24 protein-coding genes are annotated in these 25,320 nt (G+C 67.9%); 8 read left to right on the top strand and 16 right to left on the bottom strand.

Annotated elements, in window-relative coordinates:
- Positions 1-97: 97 nt before the first annotated feature.
- From pyk to SAHL_RS06295, 4 genes are all read left to right on the top strand, one after another.
- A complete protein-coding gene (gene pyk / locus SAHL_RS06310) occupies positions 98-1,519 on the top strand; it encodes a pyruvate kinase (protein ID WP_123590558.1) in 1,422 nt (473 codons plus the stop codon).
- 563 nt (positions 1,520-2,082) lie between these two features.
- Entirely contained in the window at positions 2,083-3,159 is a 1,077-nt protein-coding gene (locus SAHL_RS06305; protein ID WP_123590557.1) for a patatin-like phospholipase family protein, read from the top strand.
- A complete protein-coding gene (locus tag SAHL_RS06300; protein ID WP_123590556.1) occupies positions 3,156-3,737 on the top strand; it encodes a Maf family protein in 582 nt (193 codons plus the stop codon). Before SAHL_RS06305 ends, SAHL_RS06300 begins: the two co-directional genes overlap by 4 nt.
- On the top strand, positions 3,734-4,681 hold the full coding sequence (locus SAHL_RS06295; RefSeq protein WP_221177861.1) for a bile acid:sodium symporter family protein: 948 nt from the start codon (positions 3,734-3,736) through the stop codon (positions 4,679-4,681). Before SAHL_RS06300 ends, SAHL_RS06295 begins: the two co-directional genes overlap by 4 nt.
- Before the next feature lie 159 nt (positions 4,682-4,840).
- Here SAHL_RS06295 and SAHL_RS06290 read toward each other — a convergent pair whose 3' ends face one another.
- Genes SAHL_RS06290 through SAHL_RS06275 form a run of 4 tightly spaced genes read right to left on the bottom strand, consistent with a single transcriptional unit; the run spans position 4,841 to position 8,500 of the window.
- Positions 4,841-5,983, bottom strand: coding sequence for an alpha/beta fold hydrolase (locus SAHL_RS06290; protein WP_123590555.1), 1,143 nt, complete (start codon positions 5,981-5,983; stop codon positions 4,841-4,843).
- A 48-nt stretch (positions 5,984-6,031) separates the two neighbouring features.
- Positions 6,032-6,715 carry a peptide-methionine (S)-S-oxide reductase MsrA gene (msrA, locus tag SAHL_RS06285; RefSeq protein WP_123590554.1) on the bottom strand — a complete coding sequence of 228 codons (684 nt, stop codon included), beginning with the start codon at positions 6,713-6,715 and terminating at the stop codon, positions 6,032-6,034.
- Positions 6,716-6,754: 39 nt separating this feature from the next.
- Positions 6,755-8,089 (bottom strand): MFS transporter, encoded by a 1,335-nt coding sequence (locus SAHL_RS06280; RefSeq protein ID WP_123590553.1) that lies wholly within the window; start codon positions 8,087-8,089, stop codon positions 6,755-6,757.
- A 27-nt stretch (positions 8,090-8,116) separates the two neighbouring features.
- Positions 8,117-8,500 carry a gamma-glutamylcyclotransferase family protein gene (locus SAHL_RS06275; protein ID WP_123590552.1) on the bottom strand — a complete coding sequence of 128 codons (384 nt, stop codon included), beginning with the start codon at positions 8,498-8,500 and terminating at the stop codon, positions 8,117-8,119.
- A gap of 23 nt (positions 8,501-8,523) precedes the next feature.
- Between SAHL_RS06275 and SAHL_RS06270 the strand changes: the two genes are divergently transcribed.
- Both SAHL_RS06270 and SAHL_RS06265 read left to right on the top strand, forming a co-directional pair.
- Positions 8,524-9,231 (top strand): NUDIX hydrolase, encoded by a 708-nt coding sequence (locus SAHL_RS06270; RefSeq protein WP_184947428.1) that lies wholly within the window; start codon positions 8,524-8,526, stop codon positions 9,229-9,231.
- Positions 9,228-10,049: an MBL fold metallo-hydrolase gene (locus SAHL_RS06265; RefSeq protein ID WP_123590550.1), complete on the top strand. Its 822-nt coding sequence runs from the start codon at positions 9,228-9,230 to the stop codon at positions 10,047-10,049. Before SAHL_RS06270 ends, SAHL_RS06265 begins: the two co-directional genes overlap by 4 nt.
- Before the next feature lie 362 nt (positions 10,050-10,411).
- On the opposite strand, the gene SAHL_RS06260 is transcribed toward SAHL_RS06265, so the two are convergent.
- The 9 genes from SAHL_RS06260 to murB all read right to left on the bottom strand — a co-directional run bounded on the left by SAHL_RS06260 (position 10,412) and on the right by murB (position 21,800).
- A complete protein-coding gene (locus SAHL_RS06260) occupies positions 10,412-10,951 on the bottom strand; it encodes a DUF924 family protein (protein ID WP_123590583.1) in 540 nt (179 codons plus the stop codon).
- Between the two features lie 583 nt (positions 10,952-11,534).
- Positions 11,535-12,329, bottom strand: coding sequence for a hypothetical protein (locus tag SAHL_RS06255; RefSeq protein ID WP_221177859.1), 795 nt, complete (start codon positions 12,327-12,329; stop codon positions 11,535-11,537).
- 481 nt (positions 12,330-12,810) lie between these two features.
- Positions 12,811-14,415 (bottom strand): DHA2 family efflux MFS transporter permease subunit, encoded by a 1,605-nt coding sequence (locus SAHL_RS06250; protein WP_123590548.1) that lies wholly within the window; start codon positions 14,413-14,415, stop codon positions 12,811-12,813.
- A 171-nt stretch (positions 14,416-14,586) separates the two neighbouring features.
- The gene (locus SAHL_RS06245) at positions 14,587-15,771 is read right to left on the bottom strand and encodes an HlyD family secretion protein (protein WP_123590547.1); all 1,185 of its coding nucleotides are present in this window, start codon (positions 15,769-15,771) and stop codon (positions 14,587-14,589) included.
- The gene (locus SAHL_RS06240; protein ID WP_123590546.1) at positions 15,768-17,156 is read right to left on the bottom strand and encodes a TolC family protein; all 1,389 of its coding nucleotides are present in this window, start codon (positions 17,154-17,156) and stop codon (positions 15,768-15,770) included. Before SAHL_RS06240 ends, SAHL_RS06245 begins: the two co-directional genes overlap by 4 nt.
- Positions 17,157-17,158: 2 nt before the next feature.
- Complete coding sequence (locus tag SAHL_RS06235; RefSeq protein ID WP_123590545.1) at positions 17,159-17,647, bottom strand: MarR family winged helix-turn-helix transcriptional regulator; 489 nt, start codon at positions 17,645-17,647, stop codon at positions 17,159-17,161.
- A gap of 111 nt (positions 17,648-17,758) precedes the next feature.
- The gene (locus tag SAHL_RS06230) at positions 17,759-19,423 is read right to left on the bottom strand and encodes an isovaleryl-CoA dehydrogenase (protein WP_123590544.1); all 1,665 of its coding nucleotides are present in this window, start codon (positions 19,421-19,423) and stop codon (positions 17,759-17,761) included.
- A gap of 207 nt (positions 19,424-19,630) precedes the next feature.
- The gene (locus tag SAHL_RS06225; RefSeq protein ID WP_123590543.1) at positions 19,631-20,737 is read right to left on the bottom strand and encodes a PstS family phosphate ABC transporter substrate-binding protein; all 1,107 of its coding nucleotides are present in this window, start codon (positions 20,735-20,737) and stop codon (positions 19,631-19,633) included.
- A gap of 55 nt (positions 20,738-20,792) precedes the next feature.
- Positions 20,793-21,800: a UDP-N-acetylmuramate dehydrogenase gene (gene murB, locus SAHL_RS06220; RefSeq protein WP_123590542.1), complete on the bottom strand. Its 1,008-nt coding sequence runs from the start codon at positions 21,798-21,800 to the stop codon at positions 20,793-20,795.
- A 143-nt stretch (positions 21,801-21,943) separates the two neighbouring features.
- Between murB and SAHL_RS06215 the strand changes: the two genes are divergently transcribed.
- Both SAHL_RS06215 and SAHL_RS06210 read left to right on the top strand, forming a co-directional pair.
- Positions 21,944-22,603: an HAD-IB family hydrolase gene (locus SAHL_RS06215; RefSeq protein ID WP_184947426.1), complete on the top strand. Its 660-nt coding sequence runs from the start codon at positions 21,944-21,946 to the stop codon at positions 22,601-22,603.
- Positions 22,604-22,822: 219 nt separating this feature from the next.
- Positions 22,823-23,239, top strand: coding sequence for a DMT family transporter (locus SAHL_RS06210; RefSeq protein ID WP_123590540.1), 417 nt, complete (start codon positions 22,823-22,825; stop codon positions 23,237-23,239).
- A gap of 283 nt (positions 23,240-23,522) precedes the next feature.
- Here SAHL_RS06210 and SAHL_RS17505 read toward each other — a convergent pair whose 3' ends face one another.
- From SAHL_RS17505 to SAHL_RS17495, 3 genes are all read right to left on the bottom strand, one after another.
- Positions 23,523-23,846, bottom strand: coding sequence for a hypothetical protein (locus SAHL_RS17505; RefSeq protein ID WP_148045503.1), 324 nt, complete (start codon positions 23,844-23,846; stop codon positions 23,523-23,525).
- Positions 23,847-23,980: 134 nt separating this feature from the next.
- Entirely contained in the window at positions 23,981-24,370 is a 390-nt protein-coding gene (locus SAHL_RS17500; protein ID WP_148045502.1) for a hypothetical protein, read from the bottom strand.
- Between the two features lie 141 nt (positions 24,371-24,511).
- Positions 24,512-25,180, bottom strand: coding sequence for a hypothetical protein (locus tag SAHL_RS17495; protein WP_148045501.1), 669 nt, complete (start codon positions 25,178-25,180; stop codon positions 24,512-24,514).
- Between the last annotated feature and the right edge of the window lie 140 nt (positions 25,181-25,320).

Genomic DNA, 25,320 nt, shown 5'->3' with positions numbered 1-25,320 from the left:
TGGCCGCGGGCGGGGCGGCCGATTCTACGGCGGATGCCGGCGCCGATGGGCGATGCCGTCATCCGTGGGCCGGATGGCTGTGCTAGCGTCTGCCGCCATGAACCGAAAAACCAAGATCGTCGCAACGCTCGGCCCGGCCTCGGATCCGCCGGAAGTGCTCGCCGAGCTGCTCCGGGCGGGCGTCAACGTCGTCCGCATCAATTTCTCGCACGGCAGCGCCGACGACCACCGCGCGCGGGTGGCCCGGGTGCGCGAGACCGCCGCCGAGCTCGGGCTGCCGGTGGCCGTGCTCGCCGATCTGCAGGGGCCCAAGATCCGGATCGAGTCGTTCGTCGACGAGGCGGTCGAGCTCGCCGACGGTCAGACGTTCACGCTGGACACCGGTCTGGCCGCGGATGCCGGCACCCGCGAGCAGGTCGCGATCCACTACGAGCCGCTGCTGGCGGACGTGAAACCCGGCAGCGAGCTGTTGATCAACGACGGCGCCATCGCGCTCACGGTGGATTCCGTGGACGAGCGGCGCATCGTCTGCACGGTGAACGTCGGCGGCCGCCTGTCCGGACGCAAGGGCGTGAATCTGCGCGGCGGCGGCCTGTCCGCGAGCGGGCTCACCGACAAGGATGCCGACGACATCCGCCTGGCCGCCGAGATGGAGGCCGACTATCTCGCGGTGTCCTTCGTGCGCGACGCCTCCGATCTGCATCAGGCCCGACGCATGGTCGAGGAGGCCGGCGGCAGCGCCAAACTCTGCGCCAAGATCGAACGCGCCGAGGCCATCACCGCGCTCGACGAGATCATCGGCGCCTCGGATGCGGTCATGGTCGCCCGCGGCGACCTGGGCGTGGAGATCGGCGACCCCGAGCTGCCCGGCGTGCAGAAGCGCATCATCGCCCGCGCGCGGGAGATGAACCGGCTCGTGATCACCGCGACCCAGATGATGGAGTCGATGATCGAGAACCCCGTGCCGACGCGCGCCGAGGTGCTGGACGTGGCCAACGCCACCCTCGACGGCACCGACGCGGTCATGCTCTCGGCCGAGACCGCGGTCGGACGCTACCCGGTCGCCACGGTCGCGGCCATGGGCCGGATCTGTGTCGGCGCCGAGCGCGAGGCCACCGCCGATCGCCCGGCCAGCGGGCTGGCCGCGCACTTCAAGCGCACCGACGAGGCCATCGCGATGGCCACCATGTACACCGCCCGCCACATGCATGCGGACGCCATCATCGCGCTGACCGAATCGGGCGCCACGGCGCTGCTGATGTCGCGCCAGGACACCCATATCCCGATCTACGCGCTGACCCAGTACCCGCGCACCGAGCGCTACCTGGCGCTGTGCCGGAACGTGCAGCCGGTCGCCTTCACGCCGTCGGAGCTCAACGGCACGGTGCCGGTCGACGAGGCGGTCTCCTGTCTGCGCGAACGCGGCGAGCTGGCCTCGGGCCAGCGTGTGCTGCTGACCAAGGGCGACTTCACCGGTCCCGGCGGGACCAACGCGATGAAGATCGTCATCGTCGATTAGGGCCCGGCGACACGGCATGTCAGCCACCGCGCTAGGCGCCGCCGTGCGGCGGGAAGCGGCGTAGCGCCGCGCAGCCTCCTCGGTGATCGTGTGCCACGATGCCGGCCTGTCGCACCCGGTTTATTGCACGGGCGCCCGGCCCGTTCCGATCGGGCCGCCGATCAACGATCGGCCACGGGTGCCCTGCGATCTCGACCGTCCGGACCGTGGCACGCCACGATCAGCGACTCGCGCCGTGCAGACCACGATATGCGGCGTTCGTAAAAGACGGTTCCAGGTCCCGGATTCGCTCAAGCGCGGCGGGGGGACCGGCGCGCCTCGTAGCCGCGAGCGGCCGGATGGCCGATCCCGGCAGCGCACACACGCCGCGGCCGGACACGTTGGTCGCGGCGCAGGGGTCGCGGGTTTGATGTCGTGACGGCTCCGATCGGGCCCACGATCGGGGTCGGGCTCATCGCGCCCCCGCCTCGCTCGGCGGGCGTGCGCCCCGGCGCCGGCGCGCCGCCGAGCGTTTCCCGGCGCCGGAAGCTACACTGCGGCGTTTGCCGAACGCGGACCCGGGTATGGCGACTGCGGACATTCTGACCCTGCGCGCCGGGCCGGCCGCCCGCCGCGCGCTGGCCGAGGGCGGCCTGACGCCCGATCGGATCGGCGCCATGGCGGGTGCTGCCGGCGGGCCGAAATGGCTGATCCTGTCGGCGCTGGATCGCTATATCTTCGGCGACTGGCTGGCGCGGTCCGATCAGCCCGTGGCCCTGGTCGGATCGTCGATCGGTGCCTGGCGCTTCGCCGCGGCCTGTCACCCGAGCGATCCGGCGGGGGCGATCGCCGATCTGGAGCGGGGCTACGTCGAGCAGCGCTACAGCGACGGCGCCGGCCGCGACGAGATCACCGCCACGGTGCGCGGCATACTCGAGGCTTTCTTCTCACCGGCCGTGCGCGACGGTGTACTGCAGCATCCGCGCTATGCCCTGCACGCGATCACCGTGCGTTCGCGCGGGTTCACCGCCAGCGAGCGTCGCGGCACGCTCGCCGCCGCCTCCGGGCTCGGCGCGCTGGCCAACGCGGTCTCGCGGCGCACGCTCGGCGCGTTCTTCGAGCGCGTGGTCTTCGCCCGCGACGGCGCCGCGCTGGCCGCGGCCGGCGACGGCCTGCCCACGCGCACGGTGGCGCTCTCGTCGGCCAACGCCCGCGACGCCGTCTATGCCAGCGGCAACATTCCGCTGCTCATGCGCGGCGTGGTCGATCCGGCGGGCGCGCCGCCGGGGGTCTATCGCGATGGCGGCATCGTCGACTATCACATCGATCAGCCGCTGCTCGCCCCCGGCGGCGACGCGCCGCTGGTGCTCATGCCCCATTTCGACACCCGTCTGGTGCCGGGCTGGTTCGACAAGTCGCTGGCCTGGCGCCGGCCCCGGCTGGCGACCAACACGCTGCTGATCGGGCCCGGCCCGGGCCTGCGGGCGCGTCTGGTCGACGGACGGGTGCCCGACCGGCGCGATTTCCACCGCTACGCCGGGGACGATGCCGGGCGTCTGCGCGCCTGGCGCACCGCCATCGATGCCGGCCGTATCATGCGCGATGCCTTCGTCGATCTCGTCGAGGGCGCCGATGTCCTGCGTCATGTGAAACCACTATGAAACCGCGTCTGATCCTCGCCTCCGCCTCGCCCCAGCGGGCCCGCCTGCTCGAGCAGCTCGGCCTGCGGCATACCGCGATCCCGGCCGACATCGACGAGACCCCGCGGGCGGGGGAGAGCGCCGAGGCGCTGGCGGAGCGCCTGGCGCGGACCAAGGCCGAGGCGCTGTCGATCGCCTATCCCGAGGCGGTGATCGTGGGCTCGGACACCGTGGTGGCGCTGGAAGGCGACAACTACGGCAAGCCGGCCGGCGACGCCGAAGCCCGGACCATGCTGACGGCGCTGGCCGGTCGGACTCATCGTGTCGCCACCGGGGTGGCGGTGTTCGCCAACGCCCGCACCGCGGCCCGGGTGTGTGTGAGCCGGGTGACCCTGCGGGCGATGTCGCCGGCCGAGATCGCGGCCTATGTGGCCACCGGCGAGCCGCTCGGCAAGGCCGGCGGCTATGCCATTCAGGGCCGCGGCGCGCTGTTCGTCGAGCGGCTCGAGGGCAGTTATTCGGCGGTGATGGGCCTGCCCCTGTTCGAGACCGGCGCGCTGCTGGCGGCCGCCGGCGTCGACGCGCTGGAGGCGCCGTGAGCGCGCCGTCGTCGGCCCGGATCGCCGTGCTCTTTCCGGTCTGGGCGGGCCTGCTTGCGCTGTTGGCCTATCTGGCGCCGCCGCTGTTCACGCCGTTTTCGGGCGCGATCGTGCCGCTGCTGGTGATCATCATGTTCGGCATGGGGTTGACCCTGCGGCCGGCGGATTTCGCCCGCGCCGCCGGGCGCTGGCCGCTGGTGCTGCTGGGTGTTGCCCTGCAGTTCGGGCTGATGCCGGCGGTGGCCTGGGCCATCGCCCAGAGCATGGCGCTCGACCCGCCGCTGGCCCTGGGCCTGATCCTGGTCGGCAGCGTGGCCGGCGGCACGGCCTCCAACGTGATCTGTTTCCTTGCCGGCGGCGACGTGGCGCTGTCGATCACGCTCACCAGCGTGTCGACGCTGGTGTCGGTGGTGGCCACGCCGGTGCTGACCTGGGCCTACGCGGGCGCGGAGATCGCGGTTCCGGTCGCCTCCATGCTGGTCAGCATCGGCGAGATCGTGATCCTGCCGGTGGCCGGGGGCATGGCGGTGAATCTCGCCCTCGGCCCGCGCTGGCCCGATCGCGACGGCTGGTGCGCGCTGGCCTCGGCGGTGGCCATCGGCGTCGTGATCGCGATCATCGTCGCGCTCAACGCGGAGGCCATTGCGACCCTCGGGGCGCTGGTGCTGGTCGCGGTCGTGGTCCACAACGCCATCGGCCTGGGCGCGGGCTATGCGATCACCCGGGCGGTCACCGGCGACGCCGTCGCCGCGCGCACGGTCGCGATCGAGGTCGGCATGCAGAATTCCGGGCTGGCCGTGGCGCTGGCCCAGCAGTACTTCACCGCCACGGCGGCGCTGCCCGGCGCGATCTTCTCGGTCTGGCATAACGTCAGCGGCGCGGTGCTGGCCGCCCTGTTCGCACGTCGCGCGCGGTCGTCCGAGGCGCGCGTGGCCGCGCACTAGCGGCGCCGGAATCCGGCCGGGCCCTGGCGCCGACCGTGCGCAGCGCGAGCGGGCCCGGAACCGGCCTGCCGTCGGCGCGCGCCAGGCGGCTCGCATCGCGCCTTGCAAGACACGATTCGAGGTCTCCAACGCGGCGTTCGCATAAGCGTTAGCAGGACCCTAGTCCGAGCGCGCGGCCAGCCAGTCGGCGGCGATGCGCCAGCTGTGTGACGGGGCCTCGCGGCCGGCGAACACGCCGGCGTGCCCGCCGGGGGCGCGCACGAAGCGTCGATCGGCGCTGGTGACCAGGTCGAGCACGCGCGCGACGCTGTTGGCGCCGATCAGGCGGTCGTCGTCGCCGGCGATGGCCAGCAGCGGGCAGTCGATGCGGCCCAGATCGGACTCGGTGTCGCCGAAGGTCACCCGGCCGCCGGCCAGCGCATTGTCGATCCACAGCGTGACCAGAAAGTCCTGCACGATCGCGCCCGGGTAGTCGAGCATGTCCGACAGCCAGCGCCCGGTCGTGGTGTGGGCGGCGACGTAGTCGCGATCGCCCAGGCGCCGGGCGAGCCGCAGATAGGTGGTCAGGCTGCCGATGGGGCTGGTCGCGCGGAAGGCGAGGCTGTTGAGCCAGCCGGGGACCTGCAGCAGGCGCGGATCGACGTCGTGCAGCCGAAAATCACTGTGCCGACGGAGCAGCCGCGCCGGGCGATTCAGCCATTTGAGGGTGGTCGCGGCGAGGGTGGCGTCGTGCATGTCCACGGGGCTGGCGACGACCACGAGATTGCGCAGGGCGCTGTCGGCCGCGGCGCCGGCGTGGATGAGCGAGAACAGCCCGCCCATGCAGTAGGCCAGTATCGAGACCTCGGGTTCGCCGCTGTGGGCGCGCACGGCCGTCAGCGCGTCGGGCAGCAGACGCAGCGCGTAGTCGCGTACGCCGAGGGCGGCGTCGGCGCGGCGGGGGGCGCCCCAGTCGACCAGATAGATCGCGAAGCCGCGGGCGCGCAGATAACGGACCAGACTGCGTTCCGGCAGCAGGTCGAAGATGAGCGTGCTCGCGGCCAGCGGCGGCACCAGCACGACCGGCGTAATGTGTGTCCCTTCGGCGACCGGCAGGGTGGTGTCGCCCAGGCGGATGCGGTCCTCGGCCAGCGGCGGATAGTAGCGCACACGCATGAGGCCGAAACGATGGATGACCTCGTAGGGCGTGCGCTCGGCGCGGAACAGGTCGGGGTCGCCGCCGAACCAGTCGGCGGCGTTGGCCAGGGTGGTGCTTGCGGTCTGGCGTGCCTGACCGAGACGCCGGCGTAGCGGTGCGAGCATCCCGGCAGTGTCGCATGACACGGCCCGCGAAGCGCGCCCCGCGCCCGCTCAGTCGTGCGAGCCGGTCTCGCCCCAGCGCTCCTCCAGCACGGCCTCGCGCCGGCAGGAGGCCTTGTAGAACTTGTACCGCAGCGGATTCTTCTCGTGATAGTTCTGGTGGTACGCCTCGGCGGGATAGAAGGTCGTCGCCGCAGTGATCTCCGTGACGATCGGCGAGGGCGCGTCGGGATCGTTCTGCAGTGCGCGTTTGGACGCCTCGGCGGCCTTTCGCTGGGCATCGTCGACCACGAATATCTCGCTGCGGTAGGAGTCGCCCCGGTCGCAGAACTGGCCGCCGTCGTCGGTCGGATCGATGTTGTGCCAGAAGGTTTCCAGCAGGGAATCGTAGTCGACGGTCTCTGGCCGATAGACCACTTTCAGGGCTTCGGCGTGCCCGGTGTTCTCCTGACTGACCTGCTCGTAACTGGGGTCGTCGACGTGGCCGCCGGTGTAGCCGGACGTGGTCGAGACCACGCCGTCGACCTTGTCGAAGGCCTCCTCGACGCACCAGAAACAGCCGCCGGCGAAGATCGCCACCGCCCGGTCGTCCGCGACGTCGGGCTCGAACGGCCGTTCGGCCGGGCTGTCGCCCGCGGCCGCCGCGGTCAGGCCGACGCACAGCAGCAGGGTGGCGAGCAGGCAACGGCCGGCTACGGTATGGCGGCGGGGGGTGTTGGTCGTGTTCTGCTTCATGGTGCGACTATACGCGCGGCACCGCGTCCGCGATGCGCGCTATGTCGTTGCCGGCAGGCCGGCGGCGAGCACTGCGCCCGCCAGCGCCGGGACCGCCAGTGCGGCCACCGCGATCGCCGCCCCCGCGGTGCCGATAGCCGCGATCAAGCCGCCGCCGGCGAGCAGGATCACGCCGATGCTGGTGTTGGCGAGCGCGGTCAGTCGGGCGCGATCGTCGGCGCTGCCCAGATCGGTGAGATAGGTCTTGCGGCCGAGGCGTACCCCCGCGTGCAGGCCGGCCAGCAGAAAATAGCCGAGCGCGAAAGGCCAGACGCCCAGCGCCTCGCCGGCGCCGAACAGCGCGCACAGGGCGACGCCGAGGTTGAGGGCGGCCGCCAGGGCCCCGGTGACCATCAGCACCGACTTCGACGACCGGTCCGAGAAGCGGCCCCAGAACGGCGAGGCCACCAGCGAGGCGAGCCCGGACAGGGCCAGCAGCACGGCCAGGTTGCCGATGGCATCGCCGCCGCTCGCCCGCGCCAGTTCCGCATAGTAGGGCGCGGCCAGCGCGGTCGCGATCAACAGCCCGCGCACGGCCACAAAGCGTGCGAAGCCCGGCTTGTCCCGGAACAGCGACAGGCTCTGCCAGGCCGTGGCCAGCGCGTTGCCGCCGCCCTCGGTCGCGCCGGGGTGCTCGCGCAGGCCGGCGAAGACCGCCGCCGCCAACAGCCACGCCACCCCGGCCACGCCGAGCAGCAGCAGGATGGGCACGAGCCCGGGGCCGCCGTCGGCCAGCAGCCACAGGCCAACGCCGAGCCCCACCGCGATCGCGCCCGCCGCACTCGCGGCATAGCCGGAGAGCGTGCCGCGCCGGGTCTTGGCGATGGTCTTGCCCTGGACGTCCTTGTACGACACCGAGCAGACGCCGCGTCCGAGCGCGAAGACCGCGAGCAGCAGCAGGATGACGCCGCCGCCGAGCGCACCCGACCACAGCAGCGCGGCCGCGATCATCGCGAGCACGGCCGTGCCCTGGATCGCCGCGCCGGCGACCCAGAAGCCCTTGCGGCGCGGTCGGGCACGCATCCAGCCGGCGACCGCCAGCTGCGGCAGCAGCGCCAGCGCCTCGCGGATCGGCACCAGCAGGCCGATCATCGCCACCGGCGCCCCGATCGCGCCCAGCAGCCAGGGCAGCACGAGCTTGGGGCTGGCGATCAGATCACCCGCCTTGTTCGCGACCAGGGCCACCAGGTGAATGAAGAAATTCGCCGGCTGCTCGCGGCAGGCCGCATCCGAGATGTCGCGGCACACGCGCGCGTTCTCGTCGCCGGTCACCAGATCGTAGAGATCGCGTACCGGGCCGTCGGCCGGCCGGGGCGCGCTGTCGGTCGGGCTCAAGCGGGTGTCCTCGTTCGTGGTCGGGCGTCAGGCGGACACGTGACGGCGGCACCAGTCGCCGTGGGCGATGACCGGCCAGGCCGGATCGCGGCCCGCGATCCAGAGATAGATCCAGGCCGTGCCGTGCGCGGTCTCGATCAGCCGTCGCGTGTAGCGCACCGGATAGTCCTCGAGTACGTCGAGCGCACCGAAGGTGGTTGCATCGACGGCGTAGACGTCGCCCACCAGGGCGGTCGTGCCGGCGTCGAGCGCGGCCGGGTAGGGGCCCGTATCGAGCAGCGTGAACGCCGCCGCGGTGACCGCGTCGCCGAGATGCGCCGCGTGCGCGAGATAGTGCGCGTTGCGCTCGCCCGGCCGCAGCGTGCCGTAGACGAAAACGCGATGCGCCGGCTGGCCCGTCGTCTGTTTCATACAGGTATGCTAGCCGACATGTTTTGTCCCGCAACAGTCTCATGAGCGACGGGGTCACGGTGCGCGACGCGGCCACGGCCGCGGTGCTGCGCGACGGTACCGAGGGTCTGGAAGTGCTGCTGCTGCGCCGTCACGGCGGTCACGTGTTCGGTGCCAACGCCTATGTCTTTCCCGGCGGCGCGGTGGACGACAGCGACGCCGACGCGGTGCTGGCCGCGCGCGTGAGTGCGGGCGTCGACTACGCCCGGGCCTGTCTCGGCGAAACCGGACGGCCGCTGGCGTTCTGGCTGGCGGCGATCCGCGAATGCTTCGAGGAGGCCGGGCTGCTGGTCGGCTGCAGCCACCTGCCGGCCGAGATTCCGGCCGGCGAGCGTGATGCGCTTAACGCGGGCGATCGCTCTTGGGCGGACGTGGCCGCGCGCCTGGAGCTGCGCTTCGCGCTCGACGATCTGGTCTACTTTGCGCAGTGGACGACGCCGCCGGGGCGACCGCGGCGCTACGCGACCCGCTTCTTCGCCGCGCGGGCGCCCGAGGGCCAGCGCGCCGCCTGCGACGGCCACGAGACCGTCGACCATTGGTGGGCCGGCCCGGCCGCGGCGCTGGCCAGTCACGACCGCGGCGAGATCGAGATGATGCATCCCACGCGGGTCACGCTCGAACGCCTCTGCGACTACGAGGACGTCGAAAGCGCGCTGGCGGGGCTGATGGCCGACGGCACGGTGTCGTCGTGACGCCGGCCGCGCCCGAGACGATCGCGCCGGGCGTCCTGCGGCTGACCGCGCCCAACCCCGGCCCCATGACGGGCCCGGGAACCAACAGCTATGTCGTGGGTACCGGGCCCTGCGTGATCGTCGACCCCGGCGTCGACGACGACACCCATCTGGAGGCCCTGGTCGCGGCCGCGCCCGGCGCCATCGAGGCCGTGCTCGTGACCCACGCCCATCCCGACCACACCGGCGGTGCGCGCCGGCTGGCCGCGCGGCTCGGCGTGCCGGTGCGCGGCTGCGATCTCGCGCTCGCGCAGCCCTACGACCCCGACCACCGGGTCGACGCGCCGCTGGCCGACGGCGACGTGCTCGATCTCGGCGCGGTCACGCTCGAGACGGTGCACACCCCGGGTCATGCGGCGGATCATCTGTGTTTTTTCGCCCGCGAGGCGCGTCTGCTGCTGGCCGGTGACACCGTCATGGCCGACGTGACGGTGGTGATCCTGCCGCCGGACGGCTCGATGAGCGACTATCTGGCGAGCATCGCGCGGCTGCAGGCCATGCCGATCGACGCCATCGCGCCGGGCCACGGCCGGCGGCTGGACGACCCGGCGGCGACGCTGGCCCACATCGTCGCCCATCGTGAGCAGCGCGAGGCCCAGGTGCGCGACGCCCTGGCCTCGGGGCCGACCACGGCGCGCGCCATCGCCGCGCGGCTGTATCCCGATCTCGACCCGCGGCTGACCGGCATGGCCGCGACCCAGGTCGAGGCGCACCTCATCCGCCTGGCCGAAAACGGCGAGGCCGCGCGCGACGGCGAGTCCTGGCGCGCAGGAAACTGATACCCATCACCGCGCGGTTACCCTGCGCCGGCCGCTCGAGGCGGGCGCGCCAGGGTCCGGTCGTGCCTCGGGCGATCCCGCGGCAGGCGCTTCCTGAAGACTGACGGTCAGCGGCAAGACACGGCGTCGTGCGCGCTGCGCAGTCACTATGCGCCCGCATGCGACAGCGCCGGATCGCCGCAGCTTGTGAATTCACGGGGCGCCCGGCCCCTCGGCCTTGGCCGCCAACGAATGGCGCATATCGACCATGGGCACCCGGCGGCGTGGCCCGTCTCGATCGTGGCGCCCCGGTCGGGGACGCGCGTCTGGCAGGACATGCTGCGCGGTGTCGAACGCGGCCTTGCCAGGCTGGCTCCACGAGCCTAGAACGACGGCCCGGCGTCCAGGAACGCCCGTTCGGCCGCGGTCGACGGCCGGCCGAGCGCGGCGTTGCGCTGCGGATAGCGGCCGAAGCGCTCGAGCACCTCGAGGTGGGCGCGCTCGTGGCCGAGGGCGGTCTCCAGGCCCGGCTGGTCGTACAGCCGCAGCGCCTCGGCGTGCACGCGGCGCGATTCGCTGTGCATGTAGGGCATGTAGGCGAAGTGCTTCTGGTCCGGCGTGAGCGCGGCGTCGTGGCCGCCGGCGACCAGCTCCTGGGCCAGCGCGAGGGCCAGCAAATCGTTGCCGAAGGCCGCGGCCGTGCCGCGATGCACGTTGCGCGAGAACTGGTCGAGCACGAGGATCTCGGCCAGCCGGCCGGTGGCGTGCGCGCGCCAGGGCCAGAGCTCGCAGACCGTAGCGGCGGCCAGAGTGTCGCCGAAGCGCTCGGCGATCCGTCGATCGAGGGCCGGATCGGCGCGGAACCACTGCGTCGGACGCAGCTGTCCGAACCAGAAATCGAGCACGGCCTCCGGGGCGGCCATCGTCACGGTGGAGCACCTCTTCATAAGGTGAGCGGTGGCAGACGCGTCGCCGGGCAGTTCGATACGCGATTATTTGGCGAGTATCGCATTGTCGCCTACTTGTTATGCCGCTGGAGACGTTTGCGTTTAGTTAGGACAAGTGAGTGGGTTAGGCTCACTGGCGATGCGTGTGCAAATCCTTGAGCAAATTCTGCAGCATCAGGTTTTGCGTGCTGCCTTGGTCAAAGGATACTGCAAACTCTATCGAAAGTTCGCGCTAACACGATGATGTAAGTCGAAAAATATCATTTAGTCTGATGGAGGCCCTATAAAGGCGATCACGAGGTCGGTGCCTGATGTATGCATTGGGATTGATCGCGCTGATAGAACGGCCTGCTGTTAGTCAGGGGGAAGTCTAGTAGCGCCTTCTGTAGGCCCTATGGATTGCAGGTCGATCCATAGGGCCTAACTAAGCAATTTGATGCAGAAAGCCAAAATAATGCATTGAACAATTTCAGGCTAATAGTCTTATTAAACCGGCTAATAGAGCGAAAGCGCCTACGTCGAAGCTGGAGTAATGTGCACTATCGTTAGCTTACTAAATTTAAACGTATCTCCGCCGTAGAAAAGCCGTAGATATGGCCCCTAAAGCCCCTATGAGAAAGAAGGCCAATGAGCTCGATTCCGGAACGTCGTTTACCGGATTAGATGGTGTGACGACTTCTCCAGCTCGTGCAAAACGGAGGTTGTCGATACCGAATCCGGCGGGTTCATCAGCGACAAGACTGAATAGTAGGCCGCCAATCTGTGGTGTGCCGTCTTCGGTTGCAAGCCCCAAAAAGTTGTAGCCTGTATTTAGATTTGCCACCGAACCAAGCGAGTTTCCATCAAGGCTAAATGCCTCGATTTTAGTTGAGCCGATGGCATCGAAGAAGCCGCCATCGAGTCCAACTCCGACGAGTGGATCATTGAACAGAATACCGATGGGGCCGCTGAATCGCGGGCTTCCGGATAGAACTGGGCTATCCGGGGCCGCTCCGTCGTTGGTGACAAAGGTGTCGGGTGACGTCGGATCGAGCGCAAGCGGACCGGTGGGAGAGCCAACCACGCAACCTGTCGCCGCTCCCCCAGGGCAATCCGTCGCCGGAGCGTTGGAAATCTGCTGACCACTGAAAAAGCCGCCAAAGGTAACCATCGGCGAATTTGCGTCGCCTCCATAGTCGGAGGATGTATAGGAGGGGTTTACGGTATTTAGGCCAAATTCGCTGAAAGTGATCAGGCCGGCCGCTGGTAAAAAATCAGACTGATCGACTCGAACCGCATCTGCAGTTGCGGATACAGGAATGCAAATGGCGATCGCTGACACAAGGGTTGCTGCCAATTGGTTGAATTTATTCACGAGGTTGCCTCATTTGTTATATATGAGTAGTCGGCAAACTGGATTGCCGCTTAATAGAGAGGCAAGTGACGTGCCACAAGTAGCATTTTTCTATGCTTGATAGTTTATATTATCCCGCTTTGTAGATTGTTCTTGGTTTTTTTGTGATAAATAATAATTATTTATAACGGTTTAATTGTTTGTGCGCTAGTGTTAGCGATGGATCATAAGCGGTTTTGGATGGCGAGCACTGCGACCTTTGAGATGCGTCTTTCTTTGATTGTGTAAAAAAAATCGACGTTTTAGGTCGCCCCACTGATTCATTTTCTCGGTTAAGGGCGAAACTCAGCCTGGTCTCGAAATGCCTCAGTCTTGCCGGATAATCAGACCATGACAGCACGGGGCAAATGTTACGGCGTTCAATCGGGCCCAAACGCCACGGGGATAGACCTACTGGATTCCCTTCTATTGTCTTTGACCTGGTGTTCGATTCGACAATGAGCTAATGCTCTGGTCGGACTGAGGCGTCGCTCTGGCGCGAACTGCCCACCAGCAGCGTCAACGGGATGAGCGCGGCGAAGATGACGCCGAGCAGCCAGAAGTCGTCCAGATACGCCATGATCTGGGCCTGTTCGGAGACCAGTTGGCCGATGGTCGCGACCGCCTGCTGGCGGGCGGCCTCGATACCGGCGCCCATCTGGGCGAAATGCTCGGTCAGCGATTGCACGAGCGCGTTGTACTGGTGGTCGTAGGGCGTGATCTCGCCGACCAGCACGTTCTGGTGAAACTGGGCGCGCCGGGCCAGCCAGGTCGTCACCAGCGAGATGCCCACGCTGCCGCCGATGTTGCGCGCCAGATTGATGAACGCGGAGATCTGGTCGGTCTTGTCGGCCGGCACGCCGATATAGGCGATGCCGGTCAGGGGGATGAACAGAAAGGCGATGCCCAGCGTCTGGTAGATGCGCGCCACCACCAGCTGGGAGAACGACACATCGCCCGTGAATCCGGCGATATGGAACATCGACAGCGCGACCACGCCGAGCCCGAAGGCCACCATCCAGCGCGCCTCGATGCGGTTCGACAGAAACCCGACCAGCGGCATCATGAGCACGATGGCGATGCCGCCGGGCGAGATCACCAGCCCGGCCAGCGTCGAGGTGTAGCCCAGCACCGACTGCACGAACTGGGGGATCAGCAGGGTCGAGCCCAGCAGCACGAAGCCGAGCATGAACATCAACAGGTTCGCGACGGCGAAGTTGAAGTGCCGGAACAGCCGGATGTCCATGATCGGATGGGGATGAAACAGCTCCCAGAGCACCAGCGCGGACAGACAGCTCACCGCGATCACCGCCATGGTGAGGATGAACGACGAGTCGAACCAGTCGTTCTGCTGGCCCTTGTCGAGCATGATCTGGAGACAGCCCAGCCCCGCGGCCAGCAGGGCGAAGCCGACGTAGTCGATCCGGAAGCCGGCCATCTTGGCGCGGCGCGCGGCCTCGTAGGCGGCGGTGTCGCGCACCAGCATGCCGGCGACCACGAACAGCATCACGCCGACCGGCACGTTGAGCAGGAATATCCAGTGCCAGCTGGCGTGGTCGGTGATCCAGCCGCCGAGCGTGGGCCCGATCGCCGGCGCGAAGACCACCGCCACGCCGTAGATCGCGAACGCCATGCCGCGTTCCTTGGGCGGAAACGAGTCGGCCAGAATCGCCTGCGAGACCGGCTGCAGGCCGCCGCCGCCCACGCCCTGGAATATGCGCGCCACGATCAGCCAGCCCAGTGAAGGCGCGAGGCCGCAGGCCAGCGAGGCGACCGAGAACAGCACGATGGAGATCAGAAAGAAGCGCTTGCGCCCGAGCACCTGCGAGAACCAGCCCGAGATCGGCAGCACGATGGCGTTGGAGACGAGATAGGAGGTCAGCACCCAGGTGGCCTCCTCCTGGCTCGCCGACAGGCTGCCGGCGATGTGCGACAGCGACACGTTGGCGATGGAGATGTCGAGCACCTCCATGAACGCGGCCATGCCGACCACCGCCGCGATCAGCCAGCGGTTGGCGGGATAGGCCGCCCGGGCGGCGAGCGCCGCACTGTCGCCGGAGGCCGCCATCGCCGCTAGTGTCCGCCCGCGTTCGTTGGGGCCATGACCGCCGACTGGCGTCTCGTGCCGGGCCGGGCGCGCTCAGGAGCCGCATCGGGACATGCGGCGCATGGCCGCAATGCCGCAGGGCGCGAAAAGGCGCCGACACGGCGCGATGAACGGGCGTCGCGGGACACTAGGCTAGGACCGGCTCGAGGCGTCGGCGGTCGCGGTGGCCGGCCTCGGACGCTCGATCGGCTCGGGCCGAGCGCCGACGTCCACCGTCGGCACGACCGACATGCCGGGCGCCAGACCGAGGTCGTCGACCGCGCCCGGATCATCGAACACGATCTTGACCGGCACGCGCTGCACGATCTTGACGTAGTTGCCGGTGGCGTTCTGCGGCGGCAGCAGGCTGAAGGTCACGCCGGTGCCGGGCTGGAACGACTCCACGCGGCCGTGCAGGGGATGATCCGGCAGGGCGTCGACCTCGATGTCCACGGGCTGGCCGACACGCATGCGGCTGAGCTGGGTCTCCTTGAAGTTGGCCACCACCCACGGGTCGTCGGCAACAACCGCCAGGGCCGCCTGGCCGGCGCCGAGATGGCTGCCGGCGAGCACGGACTTCTCGGCGATCGTGCCGGCCTGGGGCGCGCGGATCTCGGTGTAGGACAGGTTCAGCCGCGCCTGCTCGACCTCGGCCCTGGCCTGAGCGATGCGGGCCTTGGCGGTCGAGGCCTGGGATTCGCGCAGCGCGATCTGGTCGGGTGCGGCCCGGGCCTGTGCCAGCCGGGCCTTGGCCTCGCGGACCCGGGCCCGGGCGGAGGTGGCGGTGGTATCGGCCTGGTCGAGCTGCTGGCGCGAGACTTCGCGCTTGGCGTAGAGTGCCCGATAGCGCTGGGCATCGGCGGAGGCGCGATCGGCCTCGGCGCGGGCGGTCTCCAGCGCGGCCTCGGCGCGTTCGATGTCCGCATCGCCGGTCTGGCGGGTCACCGACAGCTGCTTCTGGCTGGCGTCATAGGATGCGCGCGCGGCCTCGAGGTTGGCCTCGGCCCGAAGCAGGGCCGCCTGGTAATCCGCCGGGTCCAGCGTGAACAGGGGGTCCCCGGCCTCGACGTGCTGGTTGTCGCGCACGAAGACCTGGTCGACCGTGCCGGTCACGCGGGGCGCGACCTGCACGATGTCGGCCTTAACGAAAGCGTCGTCGGTGCTCTCCTGATCGTGGGTGAGAAACCAGTAGGCCAGCGCGCCCAGCGCACAGAGCAGGGCCAGCAGCGCGGCGATGATCGCGACTCGTCGACCCTTGCCGCCGCCGTTGCCGGATGGTGGCGGCGCCGTATGCGGCGAATCGTGCGTGTCGGCGGTCTCCGGGGCGGTGTCGCTCATGGCGTGCTGGACTCGTGCAGGCTGAATTGCCGGGCGCGGCCGAGCGCCGCGGCGAGATTGATCCGGGCGCGGGCGTATTCGGCCAGGGCGCTCACGCGCGTGTCGCGGGCCTCGGCGAGCGCGGCCTGGGCGTCGACCACCTCGACGTTGTCGCTGACCCCGGCGGCGAAGCGATCACGGGCGAGCTCGAGCTCCTGGCCCGCGAGGTCGAGGCCGGCGCGGGCGGCGGCGACCCGGTCGCCGAGCGTGGCCAGCGTGCGTCGCGCCACGCGCACGTCCTGCTCGACCTGGATGCGCGTGTCGCGATAGCGGATCCGCTGCTGATCCAGACGGCTGGCCGCGCCGTCGATGTGGGCGCTGATCGCGCCGCCGTCGAAGATCGGCAGCTGCAACTGCGCGCCGACGCTGTAGGTGTCCTCGAGATTCTCGTCGTAGGTGTTGCCGGATTCGCCGTAGGCGGCCGATATCGCCACCGTGGGCAGACGCTCGCCGCGGGCCGCGGCCAAGCGCCGGCGCCCCTGCGCGATGCGGTCGGCGGCCAGACGCACTTCGGCGCGGGCGTCCAGGGCCGAGGCGATCGACGCCGCCTCCGGCGGCACGGCGACCGGGGCGTGGTCGAGATCGTCGCTCAGGGCCAGGGGGGCGTTCAGCGGCAGGCCGGCGGTCCGGGCCAGCCGGATGCGTGCCCGGCTGCGCTGCGTGCGGGCCGCGGCCAGGCGCGCCTGGGCCCGGGCCCGGCGCGCCTTGGCACGGGTGACGTCCACGCCGGTGGCGATGCCCGCGTTCTCCTGGTCGACGGCCAGCCGGACCAGGCGTTCGGCCAGTTCGAGGTCCGCGCGGGCGGCGTGCACCGTTTCGTCGCTGGCCGCGGCCGCGACGTAGTCCAGCGCCGCCTGGGCGGCGACCTGTTCGCGGGCGACGGCGAGCTGGTCGCCCGCGATCGTCTCGCCCACCCGGCTGCCCTGATAGCGCTGCCAGGCGCTGTAGTCGAACAGGTTCTGGCGCAGCCGGGCCCGGGCGTCGAAGCTGTTGTAGGTCATCACGTCCGGCACCTCGATGTCGGCGCCGCCGGCCGCGGGGCCGAGGCGTTCGAGTGCGGATTCGATGTCCAGCCCCTGAGCGGCCGGGTTGATCTGCTGGCGCGACTGCCCGGCCTCCGCGGACAGATGCGGCAGGAACGCCGAGCGGGCCTCGCGCCGCTGGCCGGTGGCCTCGTCGCGGCGGGCGTCGGCGAGCAGAGTCTGGACATTGCGCGCCAGGGCGCTGTCGACGGCCCGGCGCAGCGACAGCTGTTCGGGCAGCTGCAGCGCCTCGGCGCCGGGCGGCGCGGCGAGCGCGGTGGTGGCGAGTACGAGCGCGAGCAGGAGGGCAAGCGTGGAGCGCATGGTCAGTGTCCGAGCAGACGCGTGAGCAGGGCGCGCAACTGGTCGCGTTCGGTCTCGTCCAGCGGCGCGAGCACCTCGTCGATGGCCGCGGCCGCCGCCGGGCGAATGGATTCGAGGGCCGTCCGGCCGTCCGCGGTCATGGTGACGACATGGGCCCGGCGGTCGGCGGGGTCCGGTTCGCGGGCGACCCAGCCGCGCTTCTGCAGGCTGTCGACCAGATAGGTCACCGTCGTGCGGTCCAGCCCCATCAGGTCCGCGATCTCGCTCTGCCACAGCCCGGGGTTGGATTCGAGCATCAGCAGCAGGCCGTAGTCGCGGCCGGTGATGTCGAAGTCGCGGGTATGGGCCTCGAACAGTCGCTGCTGGCGCTGATAGGCCCGCGCCAGCAGGTAGGGCAGATGACAGCGGATCGAGGGCGGAATGCGGGGCGGCACGGCGTGTTCCGGGGTGGCCAGGCAATAATAGTGCACTATGCAGCAGTCGAGAATCAAGACTATCTGCCTAAAACAAGATCGACGCCATCGACGATGCCGACGTACCGGACGCGGTCGGCGTGTGGCCGGGCGGGAAGGGCCGGGCGCCGGTGTCGGCGCCCGGAGCGATCAGGCGGGGCTGTGGTGGACTGCTGCCCGCTCGATCAGGGCGGCGACGTCCAGCGGGGCGCCGATCGTGCCGTAGGCGATGCCGTGGTCGCCGCCCAGTCGGGCCGCGCAGAAGGCTTCGCCGACCCAGGGCGCGGCGCCGGTCAGCAGGATGCGCGCCTGCAGCGCGCGGGCCACGGCCTCGGCCACGCGCCGGGCCTGCATCGGCTCCTCGGCGCGGTCGCGCAGCAGCGTGCGCAGGTGCGCGCAGTGGGCGTCATAGGCCGGGTGCGCGCCGGCGGCGCCGGCCAGTTCGGCCTCGAGCGCGTCGAGCGTGTCCGGGCTGCGGCTCATCGCCCGCAGCATGTCCAGGCACTGCACATTGCCCGAGCCTTCCCAGATCGAGTTGAGCGGGGACTGGCGGAACAGCCGCGGCAGGATCGATTCCTCCACATAGCCGGCCCCGCCCAGGCATTCCTGGGCCTCGTTGACCAGCGGCGGCGCGGTCTTGCAGACGAAATACTTGCCCACCGGCGTGGCGATGCGCGCCAGCAGGCGCGACGAGTCGTCGTCGGATTCGAAGGCGCGGGCCAGACGCATCGACAGCGCCATCGCGGCCTCGGACTCCAGCGCCATGTCGGCGAGCACGTGCTGCATCAGCGGCTGCTCGCTCAGGCGCGCGCCGAAGGCCTCGCGGTGGCGGCAGTGGTGGATGGCCTGCACCACCGCTTGGCGCATCAGGCCGGCGGAGCCGAGCATGCAGTCCAGCCGGGTCTGGGAGACCATGTCGATGATGGTGGGCACGCCGCGGCCGGGCTCGCCGACGCGCCAGGCTTCGGCCTCCCGGAACTCGACCTCGGAGGAGGCGTTCGAGCGGTCGCCGAGCTTGTCCTTGAGCCGCTGAATGTCGATCGCGTTGCGGCTGTCGTCGGCGCGCCAGCGCGGCAGCAGAAAGCACGACAGGCCATCGTCGGCCTCCCGGGCGAGCACCAGAAAGGCATCGCACATCGGCGCCGAGAAGAACCATTTGTGGCCGGTCAGCAGATGCATGCCGTCGCCGGCCGGCACCGCCCGGGTGGTGTTGGCGCGTACGTCCGAGCCGCCCTGCTTCTCGGTCATGCCCATGCCGATGGTCAACCCGGTCTTGTCGGCGATCGGCCGGCAGGCCGGATCGTAGGCATCGGCGAGGATGCCCGGCAGCCAGCGCTCGGCCAGCGCCGGCGCATGGCGCAGCGCCGGCACGCAGGCGTGGGTCATGGTGATCGGGCACATCGTGCCCGCCTCCATCTGGTTGTGCAGGTAGAACAGCGCGGAGCGCACCACCTGGGCGCCGTCCCGGCCTGCGGTCCAGGTCAGACCGTGCAGGCCGTGTGCCTTGGCCAGCTGCATGCTGCGGTGGTAGGCGGGATGGAAATCGACTTCGTCGATGCGCTGTCCGTAACGGTCGAAGGTGCGCAGCGCGGGCGGGTTCTCGTTGGCGTCGAAACCGATCTCGACGAGTTCCCCGCCGGCGATCGCGCCGTAGGCCTCCAGCCGCGACCGGCCCCAGTCGCCGCCCTCGCGCCCGACCGCATCGATCAGCGCGACGTCGGAGCTATAGGCGTTGTAGTCGACCAGCGGCGGCGGCTGGTTGTCGACGGCATGGGTGGCCAGCGCGGTGCGGGGGCGGTAGGGCGTTGCGGACATGGCGGGTCGGGATCGGCTGCGTACCATCGGGCTTCATTGTGCCCAAATCGGGCCGGCTGCCCAGTGAAATTCCGATTACCGACGGGCGCCGCCGGCAGCCGCGCCGGCAGGCGTCGGCCCGGCCGGCGCGGCGCGTCCGCGCAAAAAAAGGCCGACCCGGAGGCCGGCCGTGGCACGGGGCATACCCCCGAAACCACCCGATAACGGTCAGCCGTCCTTGCTCAGCGATTGTTCGGTCACCCGTTCGCGTTCGTCCCAGTGCTTGCGCATCGCCTCCAGTTCCTCGGGCGGCAGCGACACCAGGCCGAGGGACTTCAGCATGCCGCGGTCGCTGGCCATGGCGTCGGACAGGAACAGGGTCACGTATTCGTCCACGCCGGGGACCTTGTCGATGTGATCGTTCTTGACGTAGAAGAACAGCGAGCGCGAGACCGGGTATTCACCCGAGGAGATGAGCGCGCGTTCGGGTTCCACGCCGCCGATGGTCGCGGCCTTGATCTTGTTGCGGTTCTCCTCGAGGAAGGAGTAGCCGAAGATGCCCACGGCGCTGTCGTTCTGGGCCAGCTTCTGGACGATCAGATTGTCGTTCTCGCCGGAGGGCACGTACTGGCCGTCCTGGCGGATCGTGGTGTAGGCCTCGTCGTAGCCGTCCATGTTCTCGGTGGCGTGCGCCATGACCAGTTCCTCGAACGCGTCGCGCGTGCCGGAGGACGTCGGCGGGCCGTAGATCATGATCTCGCGATCGGGCAGCGACGAGTTGATCTCGTTCCAGCGGTCGTAGGGGTTGTCGACCAGTTCGCCGTCCTCGGGGACCTGCGCGGCGACCGCCAGGGTGAGCTGCTCGCGGGTCAGGTCGAGGTCCGCGTTCTCTTTTTTCTGGCCCACCACGATGCCGTCGGCGCCGACGATGATCTGGGTGATGTCCTCGACGCCGTTGTCCTGGCACATCTGCAGCTCGGAGGGCTTCATCTGGCGCGATGCGTTGGTGATGTCCGGGGTGTCTTCGGCCAGGCCGGCGCAGAACAGCTTGAAGCCGCCGCCCGAACCCGTGGATTCGACCACCGGCGTGCGAAAATCCGTGGTGGCGCCCAATTCTTCGGCCACATAGGCGGCGAACGGATACACCGTCGACGAGCCGACGATGCGCATCTGGTCGCGCGAGAAGTCGCTGTCGGTCGCCGCGGCGTTGTCGGCGCTGCTGTCGTTTGCCGTATCGCCGTCGTCGTTGCTCGCACCGCAGGCGCTCAGGGCCGCGCCGGCGACGGCCAGCAGGCACAGCGAGCGCACGAGGGCGATGGGTCGGGTCGGGGTCATTGATACTCCACGGGCCGGCGGCAGCCGGCGGTTATCGAAGCCTTGCAGGCCGAGGTTACATCTTCGTTTCGGCTGCCGCGCGGCTCTCCGGCGCGATCCGGCGCACCGGGCCGAATTCGCCGATGAACGAGATCTCGGGTGTCAGCCAGTAGCCGGTGTCGGCGTGGACCGTGCGCTGGACGTGCATAATCAGCGCGCAGACGTCGGCTGCGCTCGCCCGGCCGTGGTTGACGATGATGTTGGCGTGCCTGGGGGATATCTGGGCATCGCCGCAGGTCAGGCCCTTGAGACCGCATTCGTCGATCAGCCGGCCGGCGCCGATGCCCTCGATCTTGCGGAAGATCGAGCCCGCCGAGGGTTCGCTGTCCAGCGGCGGATGGCGCTCGGCGCGCCAGCGCAGGTTCTCGTCCATGATCCGCGCGAGCATCTCCGCGGGCGCCGGCTCCAGTTCGAAGGTCGCCGACAGGACCACGTCGTCGCGGGTGTGCAGAATCGACTGGTCGTAGCCGAAATCGAAGTAGTCGACGTCCACCCGACGGCGTCGGTTGTCCGCGGTCAGCAGTTCCGCGGACTCCAGGATCTCGCCGATGAACATGGTGCGCTCGCGCGCCGGGGCGGGCGACAGAAAGTGCAGGTTCTGCCAGAGCGCGCCGCCCACGGTCGACGGGATGCCCACATAATGTTCGAGGCCCGAGAGGCCGTGGCCGGTCGCGGCGTCGATCAGATCCGGATAGATCATCGCGCCGCTGGCCGCGGTCACGCAGGTGCCGCGCACGGTGATCTCGCGGGCGTGGTTGGCGATCACCAGCCCCGGATAGCCGCGGTCGCCGATGAGGATGTTGGCGCCGCTGCCGAGCAGGAAGTGGTCCACCTCCAGGGCGCGGGCCGCGCGTACCGCGATCGCCAGCGCCTCCGGCGTGCGCGCCTCGAAATACAGCGCCGCGGGTCCGCCGATGCGAAAGCTCGTCTTCGAGGCGAGCGGCACATCACGCTTGAGTTCCCGGCCCAGACGTCGGGCCAGAGCGCGCCGCTGGGCGGGCGTGGGCGTACGGGGCTTGCGCATGGAACGGCGTCGTGGAAGCGGTCAGCCCGCAATATTCAGGGCGACTGTGTGCGAACACAAGCCGGCGCGGACCGGTCGGGCCGGCGCAAGCGCGCCGGTTTGGCTTAAGCTGGCGGGATCACCCGTTGTCGAACGAGCCCGTCTTGCCCCAGTCGCCGCCCATCGTCGTCTTCGATCTGGACGTCACGCTCACCCGGTACGACACGTTTCTGCCCTTCGTCGTCGGCTATCTGCGCCATCAGCGTCGGCGCCGCAGTCTCGCGCTGTGGCGGCTGCCGGTCAGTCTGCTGCGCTTCTGGCGCTGGGGCGACCGCACCTGGGTCAAGACGCAGGTGCTGCGCGCCTTCCTCGGCGGCCAGCCGCGTCATCGCGTCGAGTCCTGGGCCGAGCGCTTCGCCGACGAGCTGCTGGCCGACGCGATGCGCGAACAGGGCATGGTCCAGTTGCGTCGTCATCAGGCCGAGGGCGCACGGGTGATCCTGGCCACCGCGAGCTTCGACGTCTACGTGAGCAAGCTGGCCGACCGGCTGGGCATCGACGAAGTGCTGTCCACCCGCGTGGCCTGGAACGCCCGCGGCCGACTCGTCGGCATGGACGGCGAGAACTGCCGCGACGACGAAAAGCTGCGCCGGGTCCGGGCGCTGCTCGGCCAGCCCGACGAGGGCACCAACGTCACCGCCTATTCCGACTCCCATGCGGATCTGCCGCTGTTGTCCTGGGCCGAGAACGGCGTCGCCGTGTGCCCGTCGAAGCGCCTGTTCCACCAGGTCGGCGGTCTGGGGCTCGAGGTCGCACGCTGGTAGGGCCCGTATCGAACGCACCGGGGGCGGTCTCGTGCGCGGCCCTTTTGATCGACGCGGGCCGGGACGCGCCAGGATGCAGTAGCGTGAAACCGCCACCTCATTTGATCCACATGCGGCCCGGCGGACGACGACAGGTTCCAGCTTCAGGCGCGGATCAGCTGGCCAGTGGAGGCAGGGCAATCTTGCCATTCGTGTCTGACCCCTTATTCCCGCTGGCGCGTGGCGCGTAGACCCGTCGATATCGTCGGCGCCGGCCAGCTGCTGCTCGCCGTATCGCTCATGGCAGCCGGCCAGCTGTTCATGCGGCGCGGCATGCTCGACTTCGGGCCCGTCGACTCGTTCGCCGACTTCGGCCGGCTGGTCCGGGGCGGGCTCGCCTCGCCCGCCAGCATCCCGTTCGTCTGGGCCGGCATGATCGTCTACGCCGCCGCGGTCATGGTCTGGCTGCAGGTGCTCTCGCGCATGGCCCTGAGCATCGCCTTCCCGCTGATGGGGCTGAGCTATGTGCTGGTCTATCTCGGTGCCGCCGCCTGGCCCGCGCTGGACGAGCCGCTTTCGCTTCAGCGCTTCGCGGGCACCGGGTTGATCATGTGCGGCGTGGCGCTGGTGGCCGACTCGGGAAGCACACCCCGCTAGTTTTGCTCATTCGAGTTCCGCGTTCCGCTGAGGCGTCGAACGATGGGCCAGTCGGCGACCGCGCCGTCGGTGGATATGTCGGCCGTCCCTCGCGGCAACTTTGCCGGTTGTACCCTTGTGCGCCCGCTTGTTTGCCAGGCGAGCCTTTTTCGTCAGCTCATTGGCGTATGACGGCCTGACTAGCGTCGATGGGCGCGGTATAGCGTGGCCGGCGCGACCCTTCCAGGCTATTCTCTGTTCGTGTCTGCGCCTTTCCCTGATTTACCCCTTTTCCTGCAAAATGTCAGCGATCTGGATAACAATCGAATGCGACCCCGTTCGTAACGATTTCATTCCAATATGGATCAATATTGATCAGTGCCACGGAGTCGGCCTTGTATTCCTTTGCGGCTTTCTCACGCATTTGTACCTTAGCTTTTTCTAGAGCATTCTCCTTCGAGATTAGTCGTGATCCCGAACCGCGAACGGGACCCATACGACGACAATCCTGAAGCAGGCTGCTCATTTGGTTGTGGAGCTGTACTCGAGCAGCTTCCGGTGGAACGGTTACGCACGCACCCAGCAATAGCAACAGCGGCAATACAAAGCTTTTTACTATTCGATTCATAATCCCTCGCAAATTTTATTAGTGCTAGTGCTAGCGCCCAAGCTCAGTTGCCGCCGTAGCGGGGAAGCCCGTGGAGGGTGCCCGAAGCGCGCCAGCGCTTTGGGCGGTCAACTGCAGCGATATGTCATGCGCGGCTATTCTTTGAATTTATGATAATTTCGAAATTTAACACCAGAATCAATTTTATTTTTCCATTCTTTTTCAGATATAAAGTTGCTGTCGACGGTAGAAACCCACAAAACTTGGAAGTTCGAGTCGGTCATGCACGCGATATGAAGGTCAGCGTATACGACGCTATGATGAACAGCAAAAAATAAGTCTGTGCCGTAGTTCTGGTGATTTTGTTTTACCGGCATAGGCTCTTTCGCAGTATAAATCTTTAACTCGCTATTCGGGACGTCGTATTTCTCAAGCCAGGCATTGGTGCAATTGTGGTAAATCGCGCGTGAGATGACTAAATCGCGTGGCTCACTACAGCCAGTGGCTAGTGTCAAAATGAAGATAAACGGTATGGCTATTTTCATATCGAGGAAGTTTGACTACATGCCGTTAAAAATCAAATTTGGGTCAGATTTTGCCACAGTCACTGGGGTCTAAACTTGACCCCTGCGGTAACCTAGAATGTTCTAGGCGCGACGGAAAATTTATCCAATCGCAGCGTTCTATTATTCGACATCAAAAATTTTATAAAGACCGCTGAGAGAAGCTCCGGTAGCATTTTGCTTTATGTGCCGCACTATCGGCTCGAATTGGCGCCCCCATTGTTGAAAATTGTACCGACTAGAGCAGCTATCCCGGGGTTCGTCTGGATTGAAGCATTTGGAAAGAAAATGTAGTATCTCGCTCCCCTTTAGGCACCAGCGCTGTGAATCTCGATCGGTGGCAGAAGGGCAACAAAGAAGTGGCCGGATTCGCGCATTCGCTTCAACTATTCCTGTCTTTGCGCAGTCCTCTTTCGCTTCATCCTGAAGTAATGGATGCAACCTAGCGATTACTTCCGTCAGACATTTTTCTGGAAATAAGCCGGACCGCCTCAATATGGAAGCCAAGGCGGCGCTATCTTCTTTTAAAGCTCTGTTAAAGCCAATCATCTGCGGGTCGCTCTTTACTTCGCACAAGATTAGGTCTACCTCATCTTGGTTCATTCCGAGAAATTCAGACGGACCAATCTGACGCTCTGGCTCAGAATAGTAGGGGTGCCGAACAGCAAGGCAGTCCACTTCGGTTCTTGCCTGTCCCCACTCGGTAGAATGAACGATAAATCCAGTTGTGAAGTATCCATTCAATCTCAGGTATAACTGCGTCAGGCTCTCGTCCACATCGGATTTAGTCATATTGATTCAACCACGTATAGAGCGCATAACGCCGTGCATGAGGGGCGTTTTTGGAGCGCAGCGCGAAGCGCGTAGCGGAAAAAACGTCCCACTCCATGCACTTGTTAGGGCTCAATTCGTACACAGCCTAGAATTGCCCC

The organism is Salinisphaera orenii subsp. halophila YIM 95161 (assembly GCF_003732545.1).
GTDB classification, from domain to species: domain Bacteria; phylum Pseudomonadota; class Gammaproteobacteria; order Nevskiales; family Salinisphaeraceae; genus Salinisphaera; species Salinisphaera orenii_A.
This window is presented reverse-complemented; position numbering and strand designations above follow the sequence as displayed.

Excerpts from the sequence above, each read along its gene's own strand:
- pyk (WP_123590558.1), top strand. The coding sequence starts at position 98 with ATGAACCGAAAAACCAAGATCGTCGCAACGCTCGGCCCGGCCTCGGAT.
- SAHL_RS06305 (WP_123590557.1), top strand. The coding sequence starts at position 2,083 with ATGGCGACTGCGGACATTCTGACCCTGCGCGCCGGGCCGGCCGCCCGC.
- SAHL_RS06300 (WP_123590556.1), top strand. The coding sequence starts at position 3,156 with ATGAAACCGCGTCTGATCCTCGCCTCCGCCTCGCCCCAGCGGGCCCGC.
- SAHL_RS06290 (WP_123590555.1), bottom strand. The coding sequence starts at position 5,983 with ATGCTCGCACCGCTACGCCGGCGTCTCGGTCAGGCACGCCAGACCGCA.
- msrA (WP_123590554.1), bottom strand. The coding sequence starts at position 6,715 with ATGAAGCAGAACACGACCAACACCCCCCGCCGCCATACCGTAGCCGGC.
- SAHL_RS06275 (WP_123590552.1), bottom strand. The coding sequence starts at position 8,500 with ATGAAACAGACGACGGGCCAGCCGGCGCATCGCGTTTTCGTCTACGGC.
- SAHL_RS06260 (WP_123590583.1), bottom strand. The coding sequence starts at position 10,951 with ATGGCCGCCCCGGAGGCCGTGCTCGATTTCTGGTTCGGACAGCTGCGT.
- SAHL_RS06250 (WP_123590548.1), bottom strand. The coding sequence starts at position 14,415 with ATGGCGGCCTCCGGCGACAGTGCGGCGCTCGCCGCCCGGGCGGCCTAT.
- SAHL_RS06245 (WP_123590547.1), bottom strand. The coding sequence starts at position 15,771 with ATGAGCGACACCGCCCCGGAGACCGCCGACACGCACGATTCGCCGCAT.
- SAHL_RS06240 (WP_123590546.1), bottom strand. The coding sequence starts at position 17,156 with ATGCGCTCCACGCTTGCCCTCCTGCTCGCGCTCGTACTCGCCACCACC.
- SAHL_RS06230 (WP_123590544.1), bottom strand. The coding sequence starts at position 19,423 with ATGTCCGCAACGCCCTACCGCCCCCGCACCGCGCTGGCCACCCATGCC.
- SAHL_RS06225 (WP_123590543.1), bottom strand. The coding sequence starts at position 20,737 with ATGACCCCGACCCGACCCATCGCCCTCGTGCGCTCGCTGTGCCTGCTG.
- murB (WP_123590542.1), bottom strand. The coding sequence starts at position 21,800 with ATGCGCAAGCCCCGTACGCCCACGCCCGCCCAGCGGCGCGCTCTGGCC.
- SAHL_RS17505 (WP_148045503.1), bottom strand. The coding sequence starts at position 23,846 with ATGAATCGAATAGTAAAAAGCTTTGTATTGCCGCTGTTGCTATTGCTG.
- SAHL_RS17500 (WP_148045502.1), bottom strand. The coding sequence starts at position 24,370 with ATGAAAATAGCCATACCGTTTATCTTCATTTTGACACTAGCCACTGGC.
- SAHL_RS17495 (WP_148045501.1), bottom strand. The coding sequence starts at position 25,180 with ATGACTAAATCCGATGTGGACGAGAGCCTGACGCAGTTATACCTGAGA.